Raw genomic sequence first — 13,791 nt, forward strand, 5'->3', positions numbered from 1 at the left:
CTAGCGCCCACTCGGCATCCGTGAGGTCGCTTGATACCGCAGTCCATCCCGCCGATACTGCCGACGAGTGGTCTCCGTCCAAGGCATCGTGAACTCCATCGAATCTTCGCAAATCCGACGGAATCACAGACGCTTGAGACCACTCAACCCTTTCCAGTCAGGCTCTGAGAGGGCGCGAAGAGCCGCGAGAGCTGATCGCTCCTCAGCTCGCGATATCGTGGAAGGTGGCGGAGAGAGAGGGATTCGAACCCTCGATACGGTTGCCCGTATACACGCGTTCCAGGCGTGCGCCTTCAACCACTCGGCCACCTCTCCCGCAGAGCCCCGAAGGGCCCAGCCGCCTCAGCGGGCGACGCGGTCGTGTATAGCCCTTGCTCCGGTAAGGCAAGACGATCGTGAGCCCGAGGGCGCTCGGCGACTGCACCTCATGCCGCGCCGAACCGCCACCTTGCCGACGCGGCCCTAGGCGCTTAGCTGTTCCGGACACGAGGCTTCACCTTCATGATCCGCTTCCTGGCGCGCGTGCTCGGCTTTCTCCTTCTGGCCGCCGGCTTCGTCGGCCTGATCGTCGATGCGACTCGCACCTTCGCGAACGGCGAGGTCTCCTTCGTGCCGCTAGGGGAGGTGGCCTTCACGCTCTTTCCGAGCACGTTTCCGCTCATCGAGCCTGGGGTCACCCGCCACATTCATCCGTTCCTGTGGGACCCCATCCTTCTGAACTTCTTCCTTCTCCCAGCCTCGGTCGTCGGCTTTGCCCTCGGGGCTCTGCTTCTGTGGCTGGGGCAGAAGCCTCCGGAGCCGATCGGCTATCCGGCGGAGCAGTGATCGGTCCCACCGCTGCCGGGCCTCCAAGGGCCTCGCAGCGGGCGTGCTCCCTGCTTACATATCGAAGTCGAGACAGGAGCTCCCATGTTCGCCTTCCTGAAAAAGCCCATGACGCTCCCCAGTGCCGATGAGGCTCTGCCGGGGCGCAGCCAGCCGATTCCCACAGCCGAGCGCCACTTCGTGAACGGCCGTCCCCTGAAAAGTCCCTATCCGGAGGGTAGCCGAAAGGCCCTGTTCGGTCTCGGCTGTTTCTGGGGCGCGGAGCGCAAGTTCTGGCAGCTCGAGTCGGGGATCTGGATCACGACGGCCGGATATGCCGGCGGCCTCACGCCGAACCCGACCTACGAGGAGGTCTGCTCCGGCATGACGGGGCACAACGAGGTCGTGCTCGTTGTCTATGATCCGGCTGCGATCACCTACGAGACGCTTCTGAAGACCTTCTGGGAGAACCATGATCCGACGCAGGGCATGCGCCAGGGCAACGATGTCGGCACGCAGTACCGCTCCGGCATCTACACCTTCGACGACGAGCAGGAGGCTCTCGCCCGCGCGTCAAAGGAGGCTTACGGCAAGGCCCTCGCTGCGCGGGGCCTTGGTCCGATCACGACGGAGATCCTGCCCGCTCCGCCGTTCTACTTCGCGGAAGACTACCACCAGCAATACCTCGCCAAGAATCCCGGCGGCTATTGCGGGCTCGGCGGCACGGGCGTCTCGTGTCCGATCGGAGTCGGCGTAACGGCCTGACGACTCGTCCGGAGCCGTGAGGACAGGTCCTCACAGATGGGGCTCTATTCGGCCAGGAGTACGCGTCTGCACTCCGATGGCAGCTGCGCCAACGTCAAGGGCGGGCGTGGCTTGCCGGGCTTGGGGTTCAGCATTTGTGGGGTGAACCAGTTGGCGAGCTCCGCGCCGCATCCGTCATCGCGCGGCGGCGGCGCCTGGTTCGAGCAGCTTGCGTCGCCTCGAGGGCAGGCCATCCTGATGTGGAAATGATAGTTGTGGCCCCACATCGGCCGCACCTTCGAGAGCCACGACCGGTCATCACCGGCCTCGCGGCAAAGCGCGCGCTTGATAGCCGGATTCACGAAGATCCGTGCCACCTCGCGATCACGGGCGACGGCCCGGATCAGGGCGGTGTGCTGCGGTGTCCAGACAGCAGGGTCGATATCGAGACGGTCGGATCGCACCATGTTCGTCGCGGACAATTCCTCCCGTTCCACACGCGACAGCGTTCGCGAGGGCATCGGCGTCAGCCACACATCGGCATCGAGGCCGACCTGATGTGAGGCATGGCCGGTCAGCATTGGGCCGCCGCGCGGCTGGGAAATATCGCCGACGAGAAGTCCCGGCCAGCCGTTGATCTCCGGCACGCGCTGGGCGAGACGCTGGAGATAGCTGACGAGATGCGGATGGCCCCAGTTCCGGTTACGGGACAGGCGCATCACCTGCCAGGTCTCGCCGTCGATCGGAAGCATTGCGGCCCCGGCCACGCAGCCTCGGGCATAGCTGCCGATCGATTCAGGTTCGAGCGCCGCCGGGCGAGTGCGCCGTCCGAACAGTTCCTTCGCGGGCACCGACGGATCCGTCGGATTGGCGAGGGGCGGCAGCGGCTTCGGATCGAGCGTTCCGACGGTCTGCGCTTGAGATGCGAGCGGCAGCAGGGAAAGGGTTAGGACGAGTAAGGCAGAGCGAAGCATGCCCCGAGGCTAGCCGGGGCGATGCCGATCCGGAAGGGCCCCGGCTCCCAGAAAGCGCGGCGCATTGTCCGAGGAAGCGATGCGCCTCGGGCTTGCTCTCACGCGGTCACATCCCATCCGCAGCCGCCTCACCGAGGCGCGCATGCATCGTCAATGCCGCGGTTGCGGGCGACCGTGAAAGGGTTCGTGCCGCGCCCGATAGCCGGGCCCGACGACGTATTCACTGTGCCCGTTGCCACTCGTCTTGGTGGTCACCTGCTCGGAGCGCCGGGCGGGCACTGCAGAGCGCGCGCGGGGTCTGGGCCTGTTGCGGCTTTCGCGCGGAATCAGGAACGCAGCCACCGCGGCACCAATTCCCGCAAGGACGACGGCGGTCGCGAAGGGGTGCATCTGTGCTGCGAGGAACACGCTCGTCTTGCGCGGTTCCCTGGCGAGAGAGGAATACTCATCGCCATCTTGCCGGGGGCGGTAGAGATTGTCCCGCATGGATTCGCGCTGGCGCTCGCGGGTCGATTGCGTTGCATACCCGACCAACTCCATCACGACGTCCGTCAGGCGCGGCGCAATCGCTCCGAGAGCGCCGATCATCCAACCGCCGAACCCGACGGTCAGGTCCCGCTTCTGGTGCTCTGCCGCGAACACGATTGCCTTTGCGACGAGATGCGGATCGTAGATCGGCGGCGGAAGCGCGGGATTGTCTCCCATGTAGTTGCGGGCGTGCTCGGGATAGGGAGTGTCGATCGCCGAGGGTTTGATCAGCGTTACGGAAATCGGTGCTCCCTCCCGCTCGAGCTCCATGCGCAGACCATCCGTGAAGGCCTTTACCGCGTGCTTCGTCGCGGAATACTGCGTCTGGAAGAGCATGGCGCGCTCGGACAAGACACTGCCGAGATTGATGATCGCGCCGCCTCCGCGCTCGCGCAGGTGGCGCGCGGCAATGAGCGAGCCGTTCACAACGCCCCAGTAATTGACCTCGAACTGGTGCCGCTGGTCCTCGATCGGAATCTCCTCGAGCCTGCCATACAAGGCGGCTGCGGCGTCGTTGACCCAGGTGTCGAATCCCCCAAAGGTCTCCGTGGCGGTGCGGGCGATTTGCTCGATGTCCTCGCGCTTCGCGGTATCGGCCGGCACGGCGATGGTGTGCGTTCCGCGAGCGCTCAATTCGCGGGCGATGTCATCGAGCGTTTCGGCATTCCGGGCCGCGAGCACGAGGCCGCGTGCTCCCCGTTCGGCAAACATTCGGGCGGTGGTGAGGCCGATGCCGCTCGAGGCACCCGTGATCACGACGACCTGTTCTTCGACAGGTTTCAGGCGAACGGCCATGGGAGACTCCTTGCTGTCAGGATGGAGTTCAACGTCCCGTGGAAGAGAGGGGTTCCGGGCGCAGTCAGGAACGGATCTCTCCGACATTGCTCCTGCCTGCCTGGATCCGAACCGCTGCGTCCGCCATGCGAGAGGCAATGACGAGGACCGTGCTGGCAACGGATATCCGCCGTGGCAGCGGCTGGGGTTGACCCCGCGTATCCAACTGCGTGCTCCGGAAGCCCAGGCAGGAACGTCGCTTTCCGAGCGGCGTTTTCCCTCAGGCTTCACAGGAGGTGCATTGCCATGCAGACGACGGTTCAAAGCGGAGATGTCCGCGAAACCCGTGCCCTCATCGCGAGTGACAAGGTCGAGGGCACTCCCGTGCGACGCACGGACGGCGAGAAGATCGGAACGATCGAGCGCGTCATGATCGACAAGCGAAGCGGCCACGTGGCCTATGCGGTCATGAGCTTCGGCGGGATCATGGGCCTCGGCGAGGAGTACTACACCCTTCCCTGGGGCGTTCTCAAATACAATACCCAGCTCGACGCCTACGAGCTGAACCTCACGGAGGATCAACTGCGGGGCGCTCCTCGCCGGAATGCGGAGGGGCAAGACGCATCCTACGACCGTGAGTGGGAGGAGCACGTGCATCGCTACTACAATGCGACGCCATACTGGGGAGAGTCGGACCCGATGAGCACGGGCCGCTGACGGCACGCGGCTCAGGCAAGTTGGATTGAATCGAGGCCGCCGCGGCGGTTCAACTCCGGATCCGAAGAAATCGCCCGGCCACCGGCCGGGCGATTTTCGTTAATCGGACGCTTTGGGAATGCGAGGCGCGCGACTGGCAGGATACGTCGGAGATCTGGGTTGCGGAGCTGCCTTCGCGACCGCGAGCCGTCAGCACAGTGCACGCACAGCCCTTTCCGGCGCCTCACCGCCATTGCGAGCCGCAGGCAAAGCAATCTACCCTTCGACCAATGCGCTCCTGAATGGCTTCGCTCCGTTCGCAATGACGAAGAGGGCGTGAGAAAGGGAGCAGCACTTCCGGGAACGAGGTCCGGCCGAAACGACAATCGCCCGGCCTAGACCGGGCGATTGCCTGTCGCATACGACTGGAGAGTGCCCGAGATCCGATCCGCACCATTGTGATCATGGCACAGATCGGATCTCGGGCACGCCGATACGCCTACCTGCGCTTACGCGGGGATCGCTTCGTGCCGACCCGGCCGGACCGCTTTGTCGATGAGGTGCGGCTCGTGGCGGCTGCGGCGCGCCGCGTCGTTCCCTTCTTCGCACCGGTCTTGCGAGCAGTCGTCTTGCGAGAGGCAGTCCTCGCGCTACCACGCGCCGTCGAACGGGATGCAGTCTTCCGTGTCGTGCGAGCGGCGGTCTTCTTTGCACCGGTCTTCCGGGCTGTCGTCTTCCGCGCAGCCGTCTTCCGAGCGGTGGTCTTCCGCGCAGCCGTCTTCCTGGCGGTACCGCGCTTCGTGGCACTCTTCGTGCCTCTCTTGGCGGCGGTCTTCCGGGCAGCAGTCTTCTTCGCGCCGGTCTTCCGGGCGGTCGTCTTCCGCGCGGTCGTCTTCTTGGCCGCGCCACGCTTCGTGGCACTCTTCGTGCCTCTCTTGGCGGCGGTCTTCCGGGCAGCAGTCTTCTTCGCGCCGGTCTTCCGGGCTCCGGTCTTGCGTGCGCCGGTCCTTCTCGCTCCGGTTCGTGCACCGGTGGTCGACGCTTTCCGCGTCGTACGTCTCTTGCGAGCAGGCTTCGTTTCGGTGGTGGACTCTTCTGTCGTTTCCTCGGGGATGTCTGTACTCACTTCACCAAACCAAGTGGACTTGTCGTCTGTCGGCATTTCCGCCTCCTTCAGGCGCCCTCGCGTGCAGCCGTCACGCTTGCACAAGGCAACGTCGTTATACCAACCGGGTTCCGCTGAACGGAAAGTGTTGGAAGTAGAATTTGCATGTTTTCTGTGGATACTTGCCATGGGAGGCACTTGCAGACGCGCGCATACGGCCGATCCGATGTGCTCCAACGGGTCTCAAGTGATTGGCTGTAAAGGCTTCCCGAGGTCGTTCGATCGGCTCCGCTCGCGCCGCGAGAGCTATAAAATTACCAATGAAAAACAATGACTTGGTAGTATAACGAGTGTTCTGGAAGGATGATGAAGATGCGTTCTCTGATGCTCGTTTCAGTTCTTGTGATCGCGGCGGGAGGAGCCATCGCGCACCACGGTTGGGGCAGTTAAGATGCATCGCGTACGGTCGTGATCGAAAGCGCCGTGACGCGCGTCGCCTGGCAGAATCCGCATGTTCAAATCGGAGTGACCCACGACGGAGCGGCGTGGGAGCTCGTGCTGGCGCCGCCTTTCCGGATGAATGCACGTGGTCTCGAGCCCGACATGCTGAAGGTCGGGACAATGGTTCGGGCGGAGGGTTACGTGTCGACACGAACGGATCGCGAGATGCGGGCCGAGCGCATTGCGCTCGGCGATCGTAGCTTCGAACTGCGGTGATGGGAGATGCCTAGGAGAGGGGGCTTGCGCCTCTCCAGGACTCATCGCTCGGTCATCTCGCCTGCCATTCCGCCCGGCTCTATACCGCCTCGACGTTCTGCATGTCCCCGGCGCGGCGCTCCTCGTCGGCGCCATCTCCGTCTTTGATCTGGCGCTCATTCGCAGGTGTACGGAGATCGTGTCGGTCATCGGCGCTCTCGCGATTCCGATTGCTGCCTGCAGGTTGGCCGTGCAGATTCCGACGGATCTCTTGCTTCTGACGGCAGAGGCCTTGGCGCTCGGCACCAATCCTGCCCTTCTGCTCAAGCTGGCGGCGATCGTGCTCGGACTGCTGCACATCGCCGTGTATTACCTCGCCATCCGCGACGTCTCATCCTCGGTGGCGCGCGCGACGGCAGCGATGTCGCTCTTCGCCTGGGTCATCGTGCTCGGTGCGGGACGCATGGTCGCCTACCTCTAGGCAGGAATCCTCCGACCATCTCGGGCATGGCGACACGACTCCAACCGGCCTGAATCACCAGGATGGAAGCCGCGCGGCGGTCGCGCAAAGGGCGCCGAGAGGTGCTGCTTGCGGGAATTCCCGGCTCGCTTCCTGACCTATGGGTAAGGGGCTGCTTGCGGATTGCCAGCCGGCAAACGCGTTCCCCTGCGCGGCGAAACGCGCTAGAGCGAGGTCCCAGGTTGCGGTTCGGCATCTGTCCGAGGCGCTCCGCTCCCGTCGGATTTCTCCCCTGATCTGCTTCATGAACTCCCTCCTCGCGGCGAACCAGCCCCACCGCGTCGAACCAGAAGACAGTCGGATCTTGCGCTCGATCCCTGCCATTCGGGTTCGCGCAGCCGGTTCCAGCACCTCGCACAGGTGACTTGGTGACATCCTCCCCCGTCTTCTTCATCGTCCTTTGGATGACCGGCGCGCTGACGTCGTTCTCGGCGAGCGCTGTCGCGGTCCGGTTGCTGTCCCGGACATTCTCGGCGTTCGAGATGCTCGCGTTCCGAGCCGGATTCGCGCTGGTGCTTCTTCTGGGGCTTGCTCTGGTCCAACCAAAGCTCCGGGCTCAGCTGATCCCCAAGAAGCTCTCGCTCCATGTCGTACGGAACGTCGTCCACTTTGCGGGAACCTATGGCTGGACCGTCGCCGTCACGATCCTGCCGCTCGCGATGGTGTTCGCGCTGGAATTCACGGCACCGCTCTGGACGGCCATTCTCGCAGTGCTTTTTCTCGGCGAGCGAATGACCCTCGGACGTGTCGTCGCTGTCGTCTCGGGTTTCATCGGGGTGATGATCATCCTGCGGCCGGGCTTGGAGGGCTTGAGGCTGGAAGGCCTGATCGTGCTCGCCGCTGCTCTCGCCTTCGCGATCACCGCCGTCATCACCAAGCACCTCACGGCCACCCAGACCACCTTCACGATCCTTGTCTGGATGAATCTCATTCAAGGGCCGCTCAATTTTATGGGCGCCGGAGAAGCCTTCTGGCTGAAGCTCGAACCGAACCACATCATCCCGCTCATTGCTCTGGGCGTGGGCGGCCTCGCCTCGCATTTCTGCCTGACGAACGCCTACCGCTATGGCGACGCAACGGTCGTCATGCCGCTCGATTTCCTGCGGGTACCGCTGATCGCGATCGTCGGCTGGCAGTTTTTTGGCGAGAGTCTTGACCCGTTGCTGCTGCTCGGAAGCCTCTTCATCATCGGCGGGATCCTCTTCAACCTGCGTGCGGAGTCGCGGAGGGCGGCGGCATGAGCCAGCTGGTCGCATGCGGGCGCCTCGCAGGCTGATGTCCTGCATGAGCCTGAATCGACGCGCGGCTTCCCACTCGCCGAAGCGCACCGTGTGCAGGACCACAGCGGCATGACCCGGTCGCGAGAGCAGGAGGCGGCACTTAGGGCCGTCAGGGACTGGCTACGGCGAGGCGACCAGCCGGTCTTTCGCCTCTTCGGATACGCGGGGACCGGCAAGACGACGCTCGCACGCCATATCGCGGAAGGCGTCGATGGCGAGGTGACGTTCGGGGCTTTCACGGGCAAGGCTGCGCTCGTGCTTCGCGCGAAGGGCTGCATGGATGCCTCGACGATTCATTCGATGATCTATCGGTCGCGGGAGAGCGATGAGGGCGGGCCGCAATTCGTCATCAACCGGTCGAGCGCGGCCGCGAAATCCGACCTGATCATCATTGATGAATGTTCCATGGTGGACGAGGAACTGGGGCGCGATCTTCTTTCGTTCGGCCGGCCCGTCCTCGTGCTCGGTGATCCGGCGCAGCTACCACCGGTCAGAGGCGGAGGGTTCTTTACCGAGGCACAGCCAGACGTGATGCTCACCGAGGTGCACCGGCAGGCGCAGGACAATCCGATCGTGCGCCTCTCGATGATCGTGCGCGAGGGCGGGCAACTCGAATACGGGCAATACGGCGAGAGCGCCGTGATCCGCCGCAGGGATGTGGATGCCGCGCGTGTCACTGCGGCGGATCAGATCCTGGTCGGCCGCAACCACACGCGGCGTATCTACAATACGCGCATCCGGGAACTCGCAGGCTTTCGCGATCCGATGCCAGCGGCTGGTGAGAAGCTCGTCTGCCTGCGCAACGACAAGGCCAAAGGCCTTCTGAACGGCGGAACCTGGACCGTGAAGACGCTCTATCCGCCGAAGGGAGATCTCGTGCGCATGGATCTTCTGCCCGAGGAAGACTTCCGCCGCAGGCCCGCCGAGGTCTCGGTCCACCGGGCCTTCTTCGAGAGCAAGGAGGAGGAAATCCCCTTTGCGCAGCGGCGCGACTCCGACGAATTCACCTATGGCTATGCTTTGACGGTGCACAAGGCGCAGGGTTCGCAGTGGGACGATGTCGTGCTGTTCGACGAGTCCTTCGCCTTCCGCGAACACCGCAGCCGGTGGCTCTACACAGCGCTCACACGAGCCGCCGAGCGCATCACGATCGTGCGCTGATTGGAGCGGAGATCGCCTCTTCCCTTGCGGGACAGGGGTGAAACACCGTGCTATCCTGTAGCACGTGAGGATTGCGCCGTGCTTGCAATATCGGTGCCGCTACCCTCACCCGCCCCGTGTGGGAGAGGTCGCCCCAATTTGGCAGAACGAACCCAAAAGTGATCTGCGCGCTGCGCCGTCCTCACCTCCGCCGCTTGTGGGAGAGGTCGGACGCGAACCGTCCGGGTGAGGAGGGAAACACCGCGCTCTGAAGTTGCGGCGGTATCCGCGCTTCGCTACGTCCCGCGCTCTCCCGCGTGTCAGCTGTCCATCTTCAGGGCGGCGATGAAGGCTTCCTGCGGGATCTCGACCTTGCCGAACTGGCGCATGCGCTTCTTGCCTTCCTTCTGCTTCTCGAGGAGCTTGCGCTTGCGGCTGATGTCGCCGCCGTAGCACTTCGCCGTCACGTCCTTGCGCAGGGCGCGGATCGTCTCGCGGGCGATGATCTTGCCGCCGATCGCCGCCTGGACAGGGATCTGGAAGAGGTGCTGCGGGATGAGATCCTTCAGCTTCTCGCACATCGCCCGGCCGCGGCTTTCCGCACGGGCGCGGTGGACGAGCATCGACAGCGCGTCGACGGGCTCGCCGTTCACGAGGATCGACATCTTCACGAGGTCGCCCTCGCGGTAGTCGGAGATGTGATAGTCGAAGGACGCGTAGCCCTTCGAGATCGATTTGAGCCGGTCATAGAAGTCGAACACGACCTCGTTCAGGGGCAGATCGTAGACCACCATGGCCCGGCGCCCGACATAGTTGAGATCGATCTGCACGCCGCGCCGGTCCTGGCAGAGCTTCAGCACGCCACCGAGATACTCGTCCGGCGTCAGGATCGTCGCCCGGATCCAGGGTTCCTCGATCGTTTCGATCTTCATCACGTCGGGCATGTCCGCCGGATTGTGGAGCTCGCGCTGCTCTCCGTCGGACATCGTGAGCTTGTAGACGACGCTCGGCGCCGTCGAGATCAGGTCGAGATTGAACTCGCGTTCCAGGCGCTCCTGGATGATCTCGAGATGGAGGAGTCCGAGGAACCCGCACCGGAAGCCGAAGCCGAGCGCCGCGGATGTCTCCATCTCATAAGTGAAGGAAGCGTCGTTCAGGCGCAGCTTGCCCATTGCAGCGCGTAGGCTCTCGAAATCGGCTGCATCGACGGGAAAGAGACCGCAGAACACGACGGGCTGGACAGGTTTGAATCCCGGCAGGGGCGTCGCGGTCGGCTTGCGATCATCGGTGATCGTGTCGCCGACACGGGTATCCGCAACCTCCTTGATCGAGGCCGTGAGAAAGCCGACCTCGCCTGGCCCGAGTTCCTCGACTTCCGTCATCTTCGGGCGAAATACGCCGATGCGATCGACGTCGTATGCGGCGCCCGTGCCCAGCATGCGAATGCGGTTGCCCTTGCGCAGCACGCCATCGACGATCCGCACCAGGACGACGACGCCGAGATAGGGATCGTACCAGCTGTCGACGAGAAGTGCCTTGAGCGGAGCCGATCGATCACCCTTGGGCGGCGGCAGACGTTGGACGATGGCCTCCAGCACACCCTCGATGTTGAGCCCGGTCTTCGCCGAGATCGGGACCGCATCGGACGCATCGATCCCGATCACTTCCTCGATCTGCTCCTTCACCCGATCGGGCTCGGCCGCCGGCAGGTCGATCTTGTTGAGGACCGGCACGATCTCGTGGTTGGCGTCGATGGCGTGATAGACGTTCGCAAGAGTCTGAGCCTCGACGCCCTGCGATGCGTCGACGACCAGGAGCGAACCCTCGCAGGCGGCCAATGACCGGGACACCTCGTACGCGAAGTCGACGTGGCCCGGGGTGTCCATCAGATTCAATATATATGTGCGCCCGTCCTGCGCCCTGTATTCGAGCCGCACCGTCTGCGCCTTGATGGTGATCCCGCGCTCGCGCTCGATCTCCATATTGTCGAGCACCTGCTCGACCATGTCGCGATCCGCAACCGCGCCGGTCTTCTGGATGAGCCGATCCGCGAGCGTCGACTTGCCGTGGTCGATATGCGCGACGATCGAGAAGTTGCGGATGTTGTCGATGGGTTGCGCGGTCATGGGGCTCGCGATCTCGGAAGCTGTCGGGCTCGGCATCCGGGGCATTTCCACCGTCGTGGCAAGGCTCCGGCAAGGCTGCGTCTTCGGGTGCGAAAACGCTGCGCTTCGATCTCACGTTCTCGAACGGCACCCGACCTGCCGTGCTTGAAAACGCGAAGGGGAGATAACAGCCCGCCCCCGGTTCGCCAAGTGTTCCGGGAGCAGCGGCGGTGTCGCGGCGTAGCGGTAACCCCGGGTGGAGTCTCCTTCTACGATGCCGCCTGGAGCGCGCCGCAGCGCCTGCGAGCTGCCTTCTGCCAGCGCAGGAAAGTCTACGACGGCGCAAAACCGATTCTATCGGGGCTGGTCGAGCAACCGGGAAACGACCTTCGCGGTATAATCGACCATCGGGACGATACGCGCGTAGTTGAGGCGCGTCGGCCCGATCACTCCGAGGACGCCGAGGATCTTCTGGTTGGCGTCGCGGAACGGCGCCGCCACGAGCGAGGAGCCCGAGAGCGAGAAGAGCTTGTTCTCGGATCCGATGAAGATCCGGACGCCATCCGCGTGCTCCGCCCGGGAGAGCAGATCGATGACGTCGGTCTGCGTCTCGAGGTCGGAAAAGAGAAGCCGGATCCGCTCAAGGTCCTGGGCGGCCTTGAGATCCTCGAGCAGGTTCGCTTGGCCGCGAACGATGAGTTGGCGCGACTCCGCGGGGCCCACGGTCGTTGCCAGGCCGGCCTCGACGAGTTTCGCCGTCAGCTCGTCGAGCTCCCGCTCCATCTCCGATCGCCGGACCTCGATATCGGACTTCAGATCGGCAAGCGTCTTGCCGCGTATCCTCGCGTTGAGGAAGTTGCCGGCTTCCAGGAGAGCGCCGGCAGGCAGCCCAGGCGGGAGTGGAAGGAGTCGGTTCTCTACGGATCCGTCCGCGGCAACCAGCACCACCAGGGCTCGCGACGGATCGAGGCGCACGAACTCGATATGTTTCAGTTCGGGGTTCGACTTCGTGGTGACGACGAGGCCCGCTCCCCGAGACACGCCGGACAGCAGCGCGGAAGCTTCCGCGAGCGCGGATTCGAAGGTGTGCCCGGAGGCGGCTGCCTTCATCTGGGCCTCGATGCGGGCGCGTTCCTCCGCCGAGACATCGCCGATCTCGAGCATGGCATCGACGAAAAGACGCAATCCCATCTCGGTTGGCATCCGCCCGGCGCTGGTATGCGGCGCATAGACGAGACCGGCCGCCTCGAGATCCGCCATCACGTTGCGGATCGAGGCCGGCGACAGGGTCATGGGGAGGATGCGGGACAGATTGCGCGAGCCGACCGGTTCACCCGTGGCAAGATAGCTCTCCACGATCTGTCGGAAGATCTCTCGTGAGCGATCATTGAGGTCGGTGATCGCACGATGCTCTGTTGCAGAAAGGGGTGGGCGCGCCGTCATACGCTTCCGTTGCGAAACTCATCGACTGTGTTCGACGACCATAATGTGCGGAGGCTCGCGCCACCATGCAAGGCGGGACGGCGAGAGGTACTTTCATCATGAGGTTCCACGACAATGCAGCATTCCTCATGACACGGGATCCGAGAGGCCTTCGACCTGGTGACGTTCGGACAGGAGACATCGGGTGCTTGCCGCCCCGGTGTGAGCGGTCTATCACCGCGCACCCGAACGGAGAGCCATGATGACATCCTCCCCGCGGCCTTCCATGAGGGCGCCAGACGAACTTCGCCCGGTCACGCTTGAGCGCAGCGTCGCGCGCTACGCAGAGGGCTCATGCCTCGTCTCCTTCGGGAACACGAAGGTTCTCTGCACGGCCTCGCTCGAGGAAAGGGGGCCCCCCTGGCTCCGGGGCAGCGGCAAAGGTTGGATCACGGCCGAATATGCGATGCTGCCGCGCGCCACGCACGAGCGCACGCGGCGTGAGGTGACTGCCGGCCGTCCGTCCGGGCGGACCCAGGAGATCCAGCGCCTGATCGGACGGGCGCTGCGCGCCGTCGTCAATCTCCCAGCCATCGGCGAGCGCCAGATCGTCATCGATTGCGACGTGCTGCAGGCCGACGGCGGCACGCGAACGGCCTCCATCACGGGCGCCTGGGTGGCCCTCCACGAGTGCTTCACCTGGATGCAGAGCCGCTCGATCATCTCGCTCAATCCCCTGCGCGAGCCGGTCGCGGCGGTCTCGTGCGGGATTTTTCAGGGCAGGCCCGTTCTCGACCTCGATTATGCCGAGGACTCGGCCGCGGAGACGGATGCGAATTTCGTGATCACGGGCTCCGGCGGGCTGGTGGAAGTGCAGGGGACCGCGGAAGGAAAACCCTTCTCCGAGGAGGAGTTCATCGAGCTCCTGCGGCTCGCCAAGACCGGTGTGTCGCAGCTCGTGGCGCTGCAGAAGCAGGCCGTCGCCGGATGACGCTGGCCGGGA

General features: G+C 64.3%; 13 protein-coding genes, 1 tRNA gene and 1 pseudogene. 8 read left to right on the forward strand and 7 right to left on the reverse strand.

Annotation, left to right across the window (positions count from 1 at the left end; translation table 11 throughout):
• Positions 1-87: pseudogene (locus BN1233_RS48210) on the reverse strand (IS5/IS1182 family transposase); the annotation flags it as partial.
• 138 nt (positions 88-225) lie between these two features.
• A tRNA-Ser gene (locus BN1233_RS03875) sits at positions 226-315 on the reverse strand.
• Between the two features lie 186 nt (positions 316-501).
• Between BN1233_RS03875 and BN1233_RS03880 the strand changes: the two genes are divergently transcribed.
• Both BN1233_RS03880 and msrA read left to right on the forward strand, forming a co-directional pair.
• Positions 502-825: a hypothetical protein gene (locus BN1233_RS03880; RefSeq protein WP_046862072.1), complete on the forward strand. Its 324-nt coding sequence runs from the start codon at positions 502-504 to the stop codon at positions 823-825.
• A gap of 84 nt (positions 826-909) precedes the next feature.
• Positions 910-1,569, forward strand: a complete 660-nt coding sequence (msrA, locus tag BN1233_RS03885; protein ID WP_046862073.1) for a peptide-methionine (S)-S-oxide reductase MsrA — start codon at positions 910-912, stop codon at positions 1,567-1,569.
• Between the two features lie 44 nt (positions 1,570-1,613).
• On the opposite strand, the gene mepA is transcribed toward msrA, so the two are convergent.
• Both mepA and BN1233_RS03895 read right to left on the reverse strand, forming a co-directional pair.
• Positions 1,614-2,522: a penicillin-insensitive murein endopeptidase gene (gene mepA, locus BN1233_RS03890; RefSeq protein WP_046862074.1), complete on the reverse strand. Its 909-nt coding sequence runs from the start codon at positions 2,520-2,522 to the stop codon at positions 1,614-1,616.
• A 150-nt stretch (positions 2,523-2,672) separates the two neighbouring features.
• Positions 2,673-3,845 (reverse strand): SDR family oxidoreductase, encoded by a 1,173-nt coding sequence (locus BN1233_RS03895; protein ID WP_046862075.1) that lies wholly within the window; start codon positions 3,843-3,845, stop codon positions 2,673-2,675.
• Between the two features lie 285 nt (positions 3,846-4,130).
• Here BN1233_RS03895 and BN1233_RS03900 point away from each other — a divergent pair, with 285 nt between their 5' ends.
• Positions 4,131-4,541, forward strand: coding sequence for a PRC-barrel domain-containing protein (locus BN1233_RS03900; protein ID WP_046862076.1), 411 nt, complete (start codon positions 4,131-4,133; stop codon positions 4,539-4,541).
• A gap of 478 nt (positions 4,542-5,019) precedes the next feature.
• Here BN1233_RS03900 and BN1233_RS50940 read toward each other — a convergent pair whose 3' ends face one another.
• Positions 5,020-5,814: a histone H1-like repetitive region-containing protein gene (locus BN1233_RS50940; protein WP_082145125.1), complete on the reverse strand. Its 795-nt coding sequence runs from the start codon at positions 5,812-5,814 to the stop codon at positions 5,020-5,022.
• A 294-nt stretch (positions 5,815-6,108) separates the two neighbouring features.
• On the opposite strand from BN1233_RS50940, the gene BN1233_RS03910 reads away from it, so the two are divergent.
• The 4 genes from BN1233_RS03910 (at position 6,109) to BN1233_RS03925 (ending at position 9,282) form a co-directional block, all read left to right on the forward strand.
• Positions 6,109-6,342 (forward strand): hypothetical protein, encoded by a 234-nt coding sequence (locus BN1233_RS03910; RefSeq protein ID WP_147706947.1) that lies wholly within the window; start codon positions 6,109-6,111, stop codon positions 6,340-6,342.
• A 178-nt stretch (positions 6,343-6,520) separates the two neighbouring features.
• Entirely contained in the window at positions 6,521-6,802 is a 282-nt protein-coding gene (locus BN1233_RS03915; RefSeq protein ID WP_046862077.1) for a hypothetical protein, read from the forward strand.
• Between the two features lie 407 nt (positions 6,803-7,209).
• Positions 7,210-8,082, forward strand: a complete 873-nt coding sequence (locus BN1233_RS03920) for a DMT family transporter (RefSeq protein ID WP_244470824.1) — start codon at positions 7,210-7,212, stop codon at positions 8,080-8,082.
• A 108-nt stretch (positions 8,083-8,190) separates the two neighbouring features.
• Positions 8,191-9,282: an ATP-dependent DNA helicase gene (locus BN1233_RS03925; RefSeq protein ID WP_046862078.1), complete on the forward strand. Its 1,092-nt coding sequence runs from the start codon at positions 8,191-8,193 to the stop codon at positions 9,280-9,282.
• A gap of 299 nt (positions 9,283-9,581) precedes the next feature.
• Here BN1233_RS03925 and lepA read toward each other — a convergent pair whose 3' ends face one another.
• Both lepA and hrcA read right to left on the reverse strand, forming a co-directional pair.
• Positions 9,582-11,387, reverse strand: coding sequence for a translation elongation factor 4 (gene lepA / locus BN1233_RS03930; protein ID WP_046862079.1), 1,806 nt, complete (start codon positions 11,385-11,387; stop codon positions 9,582-9,584).
• A 333-nt stretch (positions 11,388-11,720) separates the two neighbouring features.
• The gene (gene hrcA, locus BN1233_RS03935) at positions 11,721-12,809 is read right to left on the reverse strand and encodes a heat-inducible transcriptional repressor HrcA (protein WP_046862080.1); all 1,089 of its coding nucleotides are present in this window, start codon (positions 12,807-12,809) and stop codon (positions 11,721-11,723) included.
• Positions 12,810-13,050: 241 nt separating this feature from the next.
• Between hrcA and rph the strand changes: the two genes are divergently transcribed.
• On the forward strand, positions 13,051-13,779 hold the full coding sequence (gene rph, locus BN1233_RS03940) for a ribonuclease PH (RefSeq protein WP_046862081.1): 729 nt from the start codon (positions 13,051-13,053) through the stop codon (positions 13,777-13,779).
• The last annotated feature ends 12 nt before the right edge of the window (positions 13,780-13,791 follow it).

The organism is Microvirga massiliensis, from assembly GCF_001006805.1.
GTDB classification, from domain to species: Bacteria; Pseudomonadota; Alphaproteobacteria; order Rhizobiales; family Beijerinckiaceae; genus Microvirga; species Microvirga massiliensis.